We start from the raw sequence: 14,996 nt of genomic DNA on the forward strand, positions 1-14,996 counted from the left end.
ACCTACTAGCTAGAGGAATCCCCATGGAACAACAGACAACGACGTCTGCCCGCGCCCTCGGCGCGGCCCTCAAACCACGCCAGCTCACGATGATGGGCCTCGGCAGCGCCATCGGCGCTGGCCTCTTCATCGGCTCCGGCGCGGGCATCCAGGCGGCCGGCCCGGCCGTGCTGATCTCGTACCTCGTGGCCGGCACCCTCATCATCCTGGTGATGTGGGCCCTCGGCGAGATGGCCGCCGCAAATCCGGACAGCGGCGCCTTCTCCGTGTACACCGCCAAGGCGTACGGGCCGGTGGCCGGCGCCACCGTGGGCTGGCTCTGGTGGATCCAGCTCGTGGTGGTCATCGCGGCCGAAGCTCTCGGTGCGGCAGGCCTGCTGGCCACCATCTTCCCGGCCCTGCCGGTGTGGCTGATGGCCTTCGTGTTCATCGTGGTGCTCACCGCGGTGAACCTGACGAGTGTGAAGAACTTCGGCGAGTTCGAGTTCTGGTTCGCCCTGCTGAAGGTGGCGGCAATCGTCGCGTTCCTGGCTGTGGGCGCTGCCCTTCTCTTCGGCTGGCTGCCGGGCGTGCAGTCGCCGGGCCTGTCGAACTTCATGGGCGACGGGTTCGCGCCGAGCGGTTTCGCCGGGATTGCCACGGCGCTCTTCGTGGTGGCTTTCGCGTTCGGCGGCACCGAGATTGTGTCCGTGGCGGCAGCTGAGACCGCCGAACCGGCCCGGAGCGTGAAGAAGGCAGTCCGCACGGTGCTGTGGCGCATCCTGGTGTTCTACATCGGAGCGATCTTCATTATTGCGGCCGTGGTTCCCGTCGGTTCTGAGGGGCTGAAGAGCCCGTTCGCCGCCGTGCTGGACGCTGCCGGCATGCCCGGCGCAGCAACTGCCATCACCCTGGTGGCCGTCGCGGCACTGCTCTCCGCGCTCAACGCCAACCTCTACGGCGCCTCCCGGATGGCGTACTCCCTCGCGGAGCGGGGCGAAGCGCCACGGCTGCTTGCTTCGGTGTCCAAGGCACGGGTTCCGGTTGTCGCAGTTCTGGCCAGCGTCGCGTTCGGCGTTATCACGGTGGTGCTGGAGCTGGCGTTCCCCGAGATGGTCCTTGGCGTTCTGCTGAACATCGTGGGCTCAACGTGCCTTCTGGTATGGACGTCCGCGCTCCTGGCCCAGCTCGCGCTGCGCCTCCGCGCCGACCGTGAGGGAACAGAGCTTCCCTTGCGGATGCCCGGCTTCCCGTGGCTTACAAGCTTTGGCCTGCTCATCCTCGCGGCGATCTTCACGGTGGGCTTCATCGGCGAGGATTCCCGTCCCCAGCTCCTGAGCACGTTTGGACTCGTAGCGCTTCTTGCGGTGGGGTGCTGGCTGAACCACCGTAAGCGGGACGCTCAGCCGCCTGTCGAATCTTCGGAGGGTGACAAGCAGCCGGTGCTCATCGACTGAACCAGGCGGAATGACATGCACGACGGCGGCGCCCCGGCTATTGCGGGGGTGTCGCCTCCGTTTTAACGGGTACGACGACTTAACGGGTACGACGGCGGAACCTGGGGCGGGTGCCTCCGTTCGTACGAGCGGTGGAAGGGCTATGACTCATGACTGAGGACCTCTGCCATTCTTCTTCTCCGGCCACCTGCCGGAAGGGCACGGGCTTAACGTGCTGAAGGACGAGTCAAGGCAGAGTGCTGAAACTGGAGGATGGCCGTGCTGTTGCCGCGCTGCCGGCAGCCGAGGTGCCTCAGCCTTCGAACAGGTCCCTGACATCGTCCGCTGACAGCGCCGAGGCGAACATAGCGTCGTCGTCCAGGACGGCGCTGAACAGCTTGGCTTTCTTTTCCTTGAGTGCCATGACTTTCTCTTCGATGGTGTCCTTGGCGACGAGCCGGTAGACCATGACGTTGCGGGTCTGGCCGATCCGGTGGGTGCGGTCTACGGCCTGCGCCTCTGAGGCAGGATTCCACCACGGATCCAGTAGGAAGACGTAGTCCGCCTCTGTCAGGTTCAGGCCGAATCCGCCGGCTTTCAAGGAGATGAGGAACACCGGGGCGCTGCCCGCCTTGAATTGTTCGAGCACGGCCGCGCGTCGGCGGGTTTTGCCGTCCAGGTAGGCGTAGGGAATGCCTTCGGCATCGAGCCGGTCCGCGGCTTTGGCCAGGAAGCCGGTGAACTGGCTGAAAATCAGCGCGCGGTGGCCTTCGGCCACAATATCGCCGAGCTGCTCCAGCAGGGCGTCCAGCTTGCTGGACGGGACGGATGCGTGTTTCTCGTCCACCAGGGACGCGTCCAGGCTTAGTCTTCGCAGTGTGGTGAGGGACTTGAAGATCGCGAAGCGGTTCTTCTCCATGTCATCCAGCAGCCCCAGGACCTTCTGCCGTTCCCGCTGCAGGTGCCGCTGGTAGATGGTGCGGTGCCTCGGCGCCAGGTCCAGCTCCAGCACCTGTTCCTGTTTGGCGGGCAGGTCCTTGGCAACCAGCTCCTTGTTGCGCCGCATCATCAACGGCCGGATCCGGCGTCGTAATTGCGCCAGCTTCGCGGCGTCCCCGTCCTTTTCCACCGGGGTCCGGTAGTAGTCAGTGAAATTCTTCGATGACGGGAACAGCCCGGGGGCGGTGATGGCGAACATGGACCACAGCTCCATCAGGTTGTTCTCCATGGGTGTGCCTGTGATGGCGAGCTTGAAAGTGGCGGGGAAGCGGCGTGCGTTCTGGCTGGCCTTGGTAGCAGGGTTCTTCACGAACTGCGCCTCGTCCAGCACCAGCCCTGCCCACTGGCTTGATGCGTAGGCTTCGTAGTCCAGCCGGAACAGCGTGTAGGAGACAACCACGACGTCGGACCCGGCCGCGAGTGCTGCGGGATCAGTGCCGCTGCGCTGCAGTGTGTCCGTGACGGCAGTGGTGCGGAGCCCGGGGGCGAAGCGGCCGGTTTCGGCGGCCCAGTTGGGGACCACTGAGGTGGGGGCAACCACCAGGAAGGGGTGGCATGCGGTTTTGTCCCGGTCCGGAACGCCGATGCCGTTCTTGGCGTGAAGGATTAGGGCGATGGCCTGCAGGGTTTTGCCCAGTCCCATGTCGTCCGCTAGAACCCCGCCCAGCCCGTGCTCCCAGAGGAAGGCCAGCCAGTTAAAGCCTTCCTGCTGGTAGGGCCGGAGGGACGCATCGAGACCCGCTGGCGGCGGCACATCCTGGATCTCCGAGAACCCCAGCAGGCCTCCAACGCTCCGCCGCCATGACTCAGCCTGCTCTGCGTTGGCCGAGAGTTCCTCGAGTTCGCCCCAGAGCCCGGCCTGGTACAAGCTGATCCGCAGCGGCCCTTCGTTCTCCTGCAGGGCACGGGCTTCCTCGATCAGCCGGCGCAACTGGAGGAACTCGGGCTGGTCCAGCCGGAAGTAGTTGCCGTTGGCCAGCATCAGATGATCGTCGCCTGCGGCCAGCGCGCGGAAGAGGAGGTCGAACGGGACATCCTCCCCGCCCAATGTGACGGTGACGCCCAGATCAAACCAGTCGGCGTCGTCCGTTTCCTGGGTGCGGACGCCGATGAGCGGGCTGTCCGTCAGCTCGCTATAGTCCGGCGCCGGTCCCGTGGTGACCACCCGGACGTGCTCCAGCTGCTTCAGCCGCGGCAGTGCTTCGGTGGTGAACCGGGCCGCGGACAGATTCTTGAGGATCGAAGGCACAGTGCTGCCCGGTTGTCCGGAGCCGTTGTCCGGGAACTGCTCCTGCCAGGCCACCGGGAATTGTTCCAGCGAGGCGGCCACTTGGGCCAGGAGCCGTTCTTCGAATGCGTGATCCCGGTATCCCTCGCCGAAAGGCGTCAGCGGCAGGCGGGTGACGGTACCGGAGGCGTGATACTCCCAGTGCCAGCCAAGTTGCAGTTCGCGGGAAGTGTGTGCGGCGGTCAGGACCAGTTCCGGCGGCAGGATTTCCGGCAAATCGACGGACGAGTCGCTGCAGGTAATGCGGGCCGACTGCGCCAGCTGGGGGAAGCTGTCCGCGAGGAAGGAGTCGCGCGCATCCGCCGGAACCAGCAGCTCCGTTCGGTGCCGGATCAGGGTACGGATGGCGGCGGGGACCGTTGCCGTGGTGGGAGCGAGGTGGAGGTCCCGGGCCGCCGAGCTGGTGCCTGGCCCGGTGGCGGCGTCCCACCAGAAAACGCCGTGCCCGGGCGTTCCGATGGCGCCAACGGCGGCGGTCTCCGCCGGGGTGGCGAAGTCCCCGGAGCCCACATGGGGTGCCAGCCGCAGCCCGCCGTCGTGATCGCGGAGATCCAGCGAAAGGTCAACTGGGTCATGAATTACGACGACGGCGTCTCCGGACTTTGCCATGAGCAGCGCCACCCCGACTTGGCCGGCCTGGGCGAGAAGCTCCCAGAGCAGCGGGTTATCGAAGCGTTCCAGCGGCAGGTGCGTGCCAGGCGGCTGGCTGGCGCCGGCGGCGAAGAGGGCGTCAAAGGCCTGCATCCAGCGCACCTGTCCGGTGGAGAATTCGTCGAGCTGATAACCGTAGTTCGAACGGCGGAACGTGTCCCAGCGGAGCTGGCCCACCACCCACGTGCCCTTGGCGTTCTGCTTTACCGGCCGGGCGGTTAGGGTTACCTGCGGTGCCGAATTGCCCTGCCAGGGGTCGCTCCGTCCCCGTTGGTACCAGGGGGACTGCCCGGAGGAAGACTCACTAAGCTCCAGCTGCACCCCAAGCGCGGCGGTAGACCGGCCCTTCCCTCCACTGACACCGGCGTGGCGTGGCGTTGCCTCCGGATGAAGAAGGGACTGGATTTGTTCCTGCCAGGGGGCGGGGGATGCGTCCTTGCGCACCTGTTGCCCGGCAGCTTTTGGTGGGGCAGGCGCGGCTTTCTTCTTTGGCGCCGGGGGAGCTGCCGCCGGTGTTACTTCCAGCAGCGGAGGCTGTTCCATCACGGGACCGCAGCTGATTTCGAGCAGCAGGGCTGCCACATGCTTGCAGTTGAACTGCACGGGGCAGGAGCAGTGCCCCCAGTCGAGCCGCAGGCCGCTGATGCCGTCCTTGAAGGATGCTTTAGCCTTGTAGGGGTTGTTTCGGGTGCCTTGCACCTTTCCTTTGAGCTCGAGGGACTTGGGGTTCCACTCGACGCCGAAGACAGCGCCTTTGCGTGAGTAGGTCCGGCCGCGGCTCAGGAAAGAGCTGCCGACAAGGGAACTGATGACGGCGTCGTGTATCACGGGAGGGTGCTCGAGAGTCACGGCTTAAAGCTACCCGTCAGGACTGACAAAGCAGGTGTTCTCTGCGCTTTAATCTCAGCGGCTGGATCTGGACCCGCTGCCTTTCGAAAGCAGCTTCGACACATGCCATCCTTGGGTTATGGCACGAACCTGGTTATCGGTGACGGTGGAGTTGCTCGGCGGACGTGGTGAGGAGTTTTGGCCGTGGCCGGGGCGTATCTTCGCGGTCGGACCGTCGCACACCTTCATGGATCTCGCCAATGCCATAAATGATGCGTTCGCCCGGTGGGACCGCTCACATCTGTCCATGTTCACCCTGTCCGACAGTCGGGTCATCACCGATGAAGAGACAGGAGCCGAGATGGCCGCATCACTCCGGGGCCCGATCATCGCACCGATTGACATCCATGTAGCTAAAGTCATGCGGACGGTGCAGCCGGGGGGCGAGTTTCAGTTCACGTTCGACCTCGGTGACGCCTGGACCCACCGATGCGTCGTCGGGGAGGTGAAGGTCGACCCGCTGCAGGTATTGGGTGTTCGTCCTGATGTTCCCCTGCCGTACTGGGGCTGGGGCACCATCCCCGACCAGTATGGGCGCCGATGGGCTACCGACGACGGCGAGAGCAATCCGCCGGGGAAACCGGGCTGGCGGCACCCGATGCTGCTTCACGCATGGCCCGCACCGGCGCAAGTTCCGGAGATCGACCTGTCCGAACTGCGTATAGCGATCGGCGCAGGAGACGCGGGCCGCTTTCCGGCGGCGGTGACAGGACACGACATCGATGACGCTCTGCAGCAGGTGGGGGCGGGCATACCGATGGCGTTGGAGAGCCGCAGGCAGGAGGCCGAGCCGGTGGCACTCTCGGTCATCAACCGGCTGAGCCGGCGCGGCGGAAACGGTGACCAGGTGCTGGCCGAGGACCTGCTGGACATTCTGCGCCGCGAGCCGCTGTCAGGCCGGGTGGTGCCGGTTGACCTGGATATGCTCAGCATGGTGCTGGAAGGCGATCCCGACCTATCAACCGGCGGCTACCTCGACCTTCGCACCGGGCAGGTGTACGAGGACAATGCCACTGACCCGACGATGGTTGGGGAGGATTCCGCCATCGATGTGGAGGAAGAGCCGGACCGTTGGCTTCGACTCCGTCGCACCGGTTCGCGGAAAGCCTGGCAGGACATGGCGGCCTTCGCCGAGCGGCAGCATGATGAGGCCTTCCGAGAGCGACTGGAGCATGCCATCGAAGGCAAAGGTGCCTTCTCGAGGTTCCGTGACCTCGTCCACGGCGAGAACCTCAGCGAACAGTGGTACACCTTCTCCGCCGACCGCCAGATGGGCCGTGCGCGCGAGTTCCTAGCCGACAATGGCATCCGCGTGGGCTGACGAACCTGTGCGATGTCCTCCGTTTGGGCAGGCAGGATCGGACACCCGGTGGGGACCAGGGTTCGCAAGTAACGACGGCGGCATCCGGCTTGGGTGCGTAACGGGCCCTTCTTGCCGCGTGCGTGTCAGGGCGAGGGTAGGCAAACGCAGCAGCGTACCCGACAATAAAGCAGAGCATCAGCGGACGCGTCCTGAAGCCCTTGGTAAATGATCTTACGGCGACGTCGTATGCGAGATACTTGAGGCCAATGATCGTAGGGGCGAAGGTCAGGCAGTTCGCGCCGTCGGCCGTGCTAGTCGCGGACCATTATGTCGGGGTAGCGGGCCCGCTGCTTCTCCTTCGGGCCGGCGATGGCTGCGACTCGAGGTTCCGGCTGTAGCCACCTGTTGTAGGAGTTGGTAACGGCGTCGCTGCCGTACCAATGCCTGGTCCCGGAAGAGTCAGTGAATATCAGGTAGCCGTCCCGGCGACGCAACGGCTGTTCGGGGCGAAGAGGAGCCCCGCGCCACGACAGCCCTCCGTCCGGACTATGCACATTGGTGAGTCGGCAGGATCGAATTCCGTCATAGTTTTTCCCCCATGGAGACGTGATCTATGGACCCCTTGAGAAGTGGTGCCAAAAGTGGCACCATTGTACATGTGGCGAGCATCGACAAGATCGAGAAGCAAGCTAGAAACTCCCCTGAGAACGTCTCGTACAGTGACATGCTCAAACTCTGTAGGCACTACTTCGGAGAACCGAGGTCAGGTTCTGGGAGTCACAACGCAATATTTAAGATGCCTTGGGCGGGGGATCCCAGGATCAATTTGCAGAACAAGAATGGCAAGGCCAAGCCGTACCAGGTGAAGCAAGCCATAGCCGCCATCGATCGGAGCAAGGAGAAGTAGATGTCCACTCGAAAAGCAGCTGCTGCGCCGTCTGCCGTGGCGCAGTACCGGTACTCGGTCCAGTGGTCGCCGGAGGATCGAGAGTTTGTTGCCACTGTTCTCGAATTCCCTTCCCTCTCCTGGCTAGACGAGGACAAGTTCGAGGCGCTCCGCGGCATTGAACGGCTGGTGACCGACGTCATCGATGAACTTACACAGTCGGGTGAGCCCGTGCCCGAGCCGATCGCGACGCAAAAGTTCAGTGGCCGCCTCAACCTCCGGGTCCCTCCCGAACTCCACCGCAGACTGGCGATTGAAGCGGCCAATCACGGAATGCCTCTCAACAAGTACGCGACAGAACGCTTGACAGCCTAGAGCGCTACCCCTGACTCGGAACGTCGGTAGGACAGGACAAATTATTCCCTACTGAATGGTCGTTGGACGAGCACGTAACGGCACCAGTGCCATTGACGGCGACACGGTGGGTTGCCGCCTCCGAACGTATGTCCTGCCCGCTATTCTCTTCGGATGAGCGATAACGATTTCGAGGTCCTGGTCGACGACGAGTCCCCGGCTACCGATTCCACACGGTTCGAGCGCCTCACCAGCAAGGCACTGGAGGTCAGCGATAAGATCTCCAACGTCGGCATCGGTGGCATGGGCGCATGGAAGGGATCCGTACAGGTCGCGGAGGAGCATCTCGCGAAGCACGGCGACGTTGAAAAGGCCATTGAAAGACTTATCGCCACTCACGTCCGTATCACCTCCAGCACCGGTTTCCTGACCGGCCTCGGAGGGCTGATCACCCTGCCCGTCACGCTGCCCGCCGACTTCACGACGCTCTGGATAACCCAGGCGCGCCTCGCCGGCGCAATCGCGCACCTGCGCGGTTACGACGTCCGCTCGGATGAGGTGCGTTCCGTCGTTCTTATGTCGCTCGTCGGGTCCTCGGCCACCGAGGCTTTGGCGCAGGCCGGCGTCCAGATCGGTACGAAGTCCGCCATCAGCGCCATCAAGCAAGTCCCAGGCCGTGTGCTCATCGAGATTAACAAGAAGGTCGGCTACAGGCTGATCACCAAGGCCGGCAGCAAGGGCATCGTGAACCTAACCAAGCTCGCACCTCTCGTGGGTGGCGTAGTCGGCGGCGGTGTCAACTTCACCAGCACCCGCGCCGCCGGAAGTTGGGCGAAGAAAAACTTTCCCGCCTCCGAAAACTCAGCCGCAAGCGCAGCCGCCGCTCCTGATGACACCGAACAAGAACGAGCGTGACTGAGAAAGCGGACGTCTCTATCCGCTGATGCTCATCTGCCGTTCTTGGTGGTGTGCCCTCTAAGCGATACAAAAAGCGCTTAGCGGCTGAGAAATTTTTGTAAGTCGAGGAATGTCTATGGCTGCCGCTATGTTGCTCGCATGGCTAGAGACGAAGCGACGAGGAAAAGAGCTGCGACAAGGAGATGCCCGGTCTGCGGGCATGAGGCTTGGCGGATCATCTACGGCATGGTTATGCCCGATGTCAGGGAGCAGTATCCGAAAGCGGAGTTTGCCGGCTGCGTCATGGTGGAGGAACAACGGATTTATCCTGCCACCGGCAAAGTGGAGTGGGGAACGCCGGCTTGGGCGTGCCAGAATCCGGGTTGCGGCCACCGCTGGTGGTAGCCGCAACCGTGTTCTATGCCTCGCTGACCTCGTACACACTTCCCAACGCCGGGAAGTGGATCAGGGTCCGCAATACCGGCTTTCCAGTGGCTGCGAGGACCGCGCTCCTGTAGGCCGCCATTTGTCCTAAGTACTTTTCACGCACATGCCCTTCGGGATCGCTGCCCGGGTACGTCTTGTGATCCACAAGCACGTATCCCTCCGGACCCTCAAGCAACAGGTCGATCCATCCCTCCATCACCCTGTTCTCTGGCCTCCAGCCGATGGCGGCCTCCCGGTACCGGATCCAGCCGGGGAACTCTGCGTTCAAGTGCTCCTCGAAGCGGGTTCCCGATGTCACGAGGAGATCAGGGCCCACCAGATGTCCGATCTTCCAACGCTCAATGATCCGTTCCGCAAGGTCAAGCTGCTGTTCGGCGTCGAGGACGCCGTATGCCGTGCCGAGGTATGCATGGACGGCGCTGCCCACGGCGCCCCATTCGTCCGCGCCATGCTCTGCCAAGCGGGAGCCCAGCTCTGCAACCACAAATATCTTTGCGTCATTGCCGCCGGAACCTTCGGAGCTGGCAGTGAGGCGCGACGGCGGATACAGCGCGGGAGGTAGCTGACTCGGCGCATCCGTGAACCGCGCGGCCCATGCAGGTGCGGCCACAGCGCGCTCCGCCGGTTCGAGTGTCGCAACCTGAGCCGGAAAGACGCCGTCGCCGGCAACGTTCAAGGTCCCTGAGGCGCCTGGCGACTCAGGGTCCTCGAACAGGTCCGCCCCGGTGTCCCGGGCTTCGGGGCCCCCGAATGCAGACCAGGACAGAAGGGCTTCGACGCCGAGATTGTTCAGCAGGCCGGGGACGTTTCCCTTGCCCGTCAGCACATTGGTCTCCACCGCCCGGGTCATTCCGACGTACATCAGCCGTGCCATGTTCCTTCGCTCGCGCTCCTCTGCGTTCAAAGCCACTTGGCTTTCCTTGCCACGGGCATCGAGCGGTGAACCCATGTAGGGGAAAGGGCTGGGCCAGAAGCGGATCCAGCGTCCAGCAAGAGGCTGCTCAAGATCGAGCGTTCCGTCCTGTTCCACGGCGGCACCGAACGCCGCGAAGCGCAGGTCCTTGTCCAGTGCCTCCATGACCACCACGGGCCACTCCAGCCCCTTGGCTTTATGGTAGGTGAGGACGTTGACGACGTCCGGTCCGGCGTTCTCAGCCGACTGCTGCTGCTCCGAACCGAAGAACGTCAGGAATCCCCGCAAGGTGGCGGGCGAGCGGAGCGCCAGGCAACGCTCGTAGTAGTCCTCAAGGGCGCCGCGGTAAGCGTCGAGATTGCGCAGCCGTGTCGCTGGCGCGGACCAGGACTTGATCAGCCGCGGGAGGCCCAGCGCACCGACCACCGCTTCGAAGATTTCGGTCGGCGTGGCCGTTTTGGCCTGCGTGCGCAGCGCATCCAGCGCTGTCAGCAATGGTTCCGTTCTCCAGCGGTCCAGCGCCGGTGCGGGGTCGGCGGCGGACAGCAGTTCCGACTGCCATTTCAGGTTCGCAGAATGGCCGGGGTGGAGGGCCGCAATCTCGGTGAGTGCCACCGTGTCGTAGCCGTCCGCCACATACGCCATGGCTGCGCGGGCCAACTGGATTTCACGGGCGTCGGCAAGCTTGCGCGGATTGCGGCTTGCTCGGATACCCAGGCCGTCAAGGGCCGCGGAGAGCGCCTCGACATCGGCGTTGGACCGGGTCAACACAGCAACGTCTCCCGGGCGGAACTCTGTGCGGCGCGCCAGGAACTCAGCAACGCCGGCCGCCGTCGCGCGCAAGCGCTCGCCGTCGTTGGTTTGCGGACGCGTCCAGGCCTCAAGGCTTCCGGCGGACCAGTCTTTGTGAGCGTCCGGCAGCTCGAGGTGCACGGTGTCGTGCGCCATGCCGTGCTGGGCGAACACCGGCTCGAAGACCGCGTTGGACAGCTCGACGACGGCCTGGTGAGACCGCCAGGACTGTGAAAGCTGCTGTCTTGTTGGCACGCGGTCAACTACCGCCTGCATCAGGTCCGGGTCGGTGCCGCGGAATTCGTAAATCGACTGTTTCGGATCGCCCACCCACACGGCCTCTTTCACCAGGCTGCTGAGCTGGAGGAAGAGTTCCAGCTGCAGTGGGCTCGTGTCCTGGAACTCGTCGACAACAAGGAAGCTGATGCGCCGGCCAAACGACGCGCGGAAGGCCTCGCTGTTCCGGGCGAGCTGGAGGACGAGGGTCTCCTGGTCCACGAAGTCCATGAGCCCGTGAAGCCGTTTGAACTCGGCGTAGGTCAGGAGGCATTCATTGGCACAGGCAAAGATGCGCCGGATGTATTGCTCAAGATCGGAGTGGAACGCCGGGTTGGAGAGAAGTCCCTCATGAATGCGTTCCCGCAGGTCCCAGAAGATTGACTTGATCGGCGCGGCAGGGGCGGACGCGGTGAAACCGCGCCAGATCTCCCAAGGTGTGTCATCGACGTTGACCGCTTGGTCGAGCTTTTGGATCACCTTGGGGTACTGCTCGCAGAAAGCCTTCGTGGTGATTTTCGCGGCCTTTCCGTCCGGGCCGATTCCCGTCCTCGCAACGGTGTCGAGCTGGATCCGCCGCTCGATGAACTCCCGGTGCCACACCTGCCGGTCGTCCTGGCCCGGCTCGTCCAGCAGTTCCCGGAGCCCGCGCCAGGACTGCTCGGCACAGGCAGCCAGATCATCGGCATCAAGGAGGTTGGTGCGCGCGGCGTCTACGATCGCGCGAACAGTCTCTTCCCACGGCTGGGCGTCCCGGGCTCCGTTTCCGTCAGTGCCCATCCTGCGGGCGATGGGCAGGATACCGGCTCCGTGCTCAGCGAGGATGGTGTCTGTGGCCAGGTGGAAGATCCCGTGGAGTTGCTCCTCACCGATCACTTCAAGTGCCGGGGAGAGCCCTGCATCGATGGCATGCTCCTGAAGCAGTTTTCCGCAGACGCTGTTCACTGTCCCGATAAGGCTCGCCGGCAGTTGCTGCGCCGCGAGCTGCAATGACTCGGCCAGCTGGAGCTCTCCAGACGAGGAGGCTGAACCCGACTGGTCCAGAAGCCGCGCCCCGATGCGTTCCTTCAGCTCACCAGCCGCCTTCTTGGTGAAGGTTGTCGCCATAACGGCGTCGGCAGGCAATCCGTCCTCGATCTTCTCGGCGATGACTTGGGTGAGATGGAACGTTTTGCCGGTCCCGGCACTCGCCGAGACCATGGTGACGTTCTCCAGCAGGTTCATGAAAAGTCCCCCTTCAATCCGCAGAGCACACCGAAATCGCAGAAACGGCAAGGCGGCTTTATGTGGTGTCTGCCAGCGTCGGCGTCGACCTGGGCGCGATCAGGTGCGTCTGCGGTGCGGGCGTCGTCGGCCGGCTGGGTTGCGGTGATCCGGCCCGCGAGCACCTCTTCAACAGTGAATTCGGCGGCCGCCACAGCCTGTGTCCAAAGCAGCGCGGGCTCAACCGCCCGGGGCAGGGGAGTTCCGAAGTGCGGATGGGCCGACGCGAAAGCGCCCTGTTTGAGCAGGTAGAACGCCGTCGGGTCATCGGGCGGGGTATCGCCGGAATGGAGGGCCCACTGGTAGAGCGCCAGCTGGAGGGCGGTGCCCTGCTGGATTTCCTCGCGGCGGTACTTCGCGTTGTTGGTCCACTTGAGGTCGACGACGACGGTGCGGCCTTCAGTGTCGATGCCCACGGCGTCCGCACTGCCTGTCACGGCGACGCTGAATTCTTCCCCTGAGGCGGAGAGCAGAACGTCTTTCTCGAATTCCCGCTCAACGTCCTGGAGGGTTATGCCCCCGCGCGAGAGCTGGCTGAAAAATGTGCTGATCGAGGCCAGGAGAGTGGCCGTGACTGCGGCGCGGCGGCGGAGCTGGCCCGGCAGCAGGAGTTCAGAGGCGTAGTGGGGAATCAGTTCGTCGACGGCCAGCCGGATCTCTGTTTCGTCTGGAACTGCCCGATTCTCGGGGCGAAGGCGGTCGTGGAGGACCTCCACCACCTTGTGCGCGAAGCTCCCGAGCATTTGGTTGTCCATGGGGATGCCGGCGGCGTCGGCAACGTGCAACTGTGACTTCTTCTGCAGCACCCAGGCAAGGGAACAGCCGAGCAGCGTCGTTAGCTGGCTGAAGGACAGCCGCTCCGGTCGTAGCGAGGGATTCGGGCCAACTTCGTGGACAGGCGGGGGTGGAACGGGCAGGTGCCGGTCCACTGGAACCAGTTGGGCGCTCCGCCCGGCGAACCGCCAGCGGCCGTCGGGGTCGGTGAGCTCGGCCGGCGTCGCGCTCAGTAGGGCGATGCGCTCGGACAATGACTTCGCAGTTCCCTCTTCCGGGGGCGGGGGCTGGGCGGCGGCCAGTGCCTCCAGGAGAGGATTGCTTTCGGTCCGCTCGCCATTGAGCTGCTGGGCCTGGATGATGACCAGGTTCCGGCACCGGCCGGCGGCTGCGAGCGTCTGCCCGGCCGAAAGCGCCGCAAGACCTTCCGGTGACGGCAGGTGGACACCCGCCCTGGCGAGGGTCTCGACATCATGCGCGTCCCAGCGCCGCCCCGGAGCCGTGGATCCACTGCGGAAGCCCCACCACAGTACGTTCTCAACGTTTTCACCGAGTTCGTGCAGATGGTTGAGCCGGAGCCAAGGACTGGCTTCCGCGGCGACTAAGGGGCTGGACGTTGGCGTCACCACGGCAGAGATGATGCGCCGCAGCTCGCGGCGGGAAACCGACGGGAGGGGCGCGACGAGCTCCAGAATCCGCTGTAGTTGGGTGGACGGGGCCTGGAAGACGGCGTCGACGGCGGCCCGGGCCCGCAGCCGCCCGGCGAACCAAGCCGCGCTCCCCGCCAGTTCGGCTCCGTTGGCGCTGTCCCCGCTGATCAGGCCGGCGTTGAACGTACGGTCGAGGATGGCGGCCAGATCATGACCAAGCTGTTCGTTGGCGGCGATCTTCCGTATGGCCTCCTTCCAGGCGGCGCCGCCTGTGCCGGGTGCCTGTTGGAGGGCCTGCAGGAGGTGGTGCGCTGCCCGTCGCTTGACCGGGCTGCCGGGGAGCGACAGGAACTCAGCCAGGAGCCGGACGTCGGCCGGGGCCCAGATAAGCTCGAAGAAGAGGGGAATTAGCTGGTCCTGTACCCGCCACGGGGAGCGGGCGCCCACACCCAGGCGGGGCAGTCCATGCCCGGCAAGGTACTGGTCAAGGACGGAGGTGCTGTCCGAACACACCACAGCTGTTCTGGCGTTGTCCCCGTAGGAAAGCCAACGGGCTGCCTGCTCGGCAGCCTCCCACTCTGTTTCGGCTGTGAGAATTGTCAGGCGCGGCTGGACAGTGGCCTGAGTGGCATCGCTGACCTGGACGCCGTGCCCGCGAAGTTTGGCGATAATGCGTTGCCAGATTGCGGGGAAGGATGTCTCGGGGTGCTGGAGGATCAGCTGGTCGATCCCGAGCGGCAGGGGAGTGTCGAGGGCGTCGAGCAGTTCCAGGGTGTCGTCCGCAAGCGAGGGGGCCAAAGGTCCTGCGGCATGTTCCGCAGCAGCCAGCGTGCGAAGCAACGGCGAAGGACCCGTGATGTTGGGACTGTTTTCGGGCAGTGTGCCGTCCCATCCGTTGCTAACGGCGTCGTCCCGGTCGTCGAGGAGCTCCCGGGCGGTGGACCATGGATCCACCTGGAGCGAGGCATGGAACCATTCGGCCGGTGTGTCTATGGACTGCAGTCGCTGCAGGTACTGGCCGATGCGCTCGGCGTGCGGGGTTTCAGGGCGGGTAATGCCCAGCCGTGTCTGCAGCAGGGTGGTGAATCCCTTGCGGCCTACCCGGACCCGGTTGAGGCCGGGATGGGCGTGGGCCCATGGCGCCCGGTCCAGAAACCAGCCGAATTCAACGATCATTGGTGCCCCCAAGCTTTGTTTGCT

General features: G+C 64.4%; 8 protein-coding genes. 4 read left to right on the top strand and 4 right to left on the bottom strand.

Annotated elements, in window-relative coordinates:
- The first annotated feature begins 23 nt into the window (after nt 1–23).
- Entirely contained in the window at nt 24–1,436 is a 1,413-nt protein-coding gene (locus tag M8J71_RS01020; RefSeq protein WP_256246156.1) for an amino acid permease, read from the top strand.
- 292 nt (nt 1,437–1,728) lie between these two features.
- Here the strand turns inward: M8J71_RS01020 and M8J71_RS23405 are convergent, their stop codons facing one another.
- Entirely contained in the window at nt 1,729–5,202 is a 3,474-nt protein-coding gene (locus M8J71_RS23405) for a DEAD/DEAH box helicase (protein ID WP_256246158.1), read from the bottom strand.
- A 118-nt stretch (nt 5,203–5,320) separates the two neighbouring features.
- Between M8J71_RS23405 and M8J71_RS01030 the strand changes: the two genes are divergently transcribed.
- On the top strand, nt 5,321–6,562 hold the full coding sequence (locus M8J71_RS01030; protein WP_256246159.1) for a UPF0158 family protein: 1,242 nt from the start codon (nt 5,321–5,323) through the stop codon (nt 6,560–6,562).
- A 293-nt stretch (nt 6,563–6,855) separates the two neighbouring features.
- On the opposite strand, the gene M8J71_RS01035 is transcribed toward M8J71_RS01030, so the two are convergent.
- On the bottom strand, nt 6,856–7,098 hold the full coding sequence (locus tag M8J71_RS01035; protein WP_256246161.1) for a hypothetical protein: 243 nt from the start codon (nt 7,096–7,098) through the stop codon (nt 6,856–6,858).
- Between the two features lie 353 nt (nt 7,099–7,451).
- Between M8J71_RS01035 and M8J71_RS01040 the strand changes: the two genes are divergently transcribed.
- Nucleotides 7,452–7,805 carry a type II toxin-antitoxin system HicB family antitoxin gene (locus tag M8J71_RS01040; RefSeq protein ID WP_256246162.1) on the top strand — a complete coding sequence of 118 codons (354 nt, stop codon included), beginning with the start codon at nt 7,452–7,454 and terminating at the stop codon, nt 7,803–7,805.
- A 153-nt stretch (nt 7,806–7,958) separates the two neighbouring features.
- Nucleotides 7,959–8,699 carry an EcsC family protein gene (locus M8J71_RS01045; protein WP_256246163.1) on the top strand — a complete coding sequence of 247 codons (741 nt, stop codon included), beginning with the start codon at nt 7,959–7,961 and terminating at the stop codon, nt 8,697–8,699.
- A 400-nt stretch (nt 8,700–9,099) separates the two neighbouring features.
- Here M8J71_RS01045 and M8J71_RS01050 read toward each other — a convergent pair whose 3' ends face one another.
- Nucleotides 9,100–12,333: a UvrD-helicase domain-containing protein gene (locus tag M8J71_RS01050; RefSeq protein WP_256246164.1), complete on the bottom strand. Its 3,234-nt coding sequence runs from the start codon at nt 12,331–12,333 to the stop codon at nt 9,100–9,102.
- A complete protein-coding gene (locus M8J71_RS01055) occupies nt 12,330–14,972 on the bottom strand; it encodes a PD-(D/E)XK nuclease family protein (RefSeq protein WP_256246165.1) in 2,643 nt (880 codons plus the stop codon). Before M8J71_RS01055 ends, M8J71_RS01050 begins: the two co-directional genes overlap by 4 nt.
- Nucleotides 14,973–14,996 lie beyond the last annotated feature (24 nt).

It is taken from the genome of Pseudarthrobacter sp. R1 (genome assembly GCF_024494415.1).
Classification (GTDB): domain Bacteria; phylum Actinomycetota; class Actinomycetes; order Actinomycetales; family Micrococcaceae; genus Arthrobacter.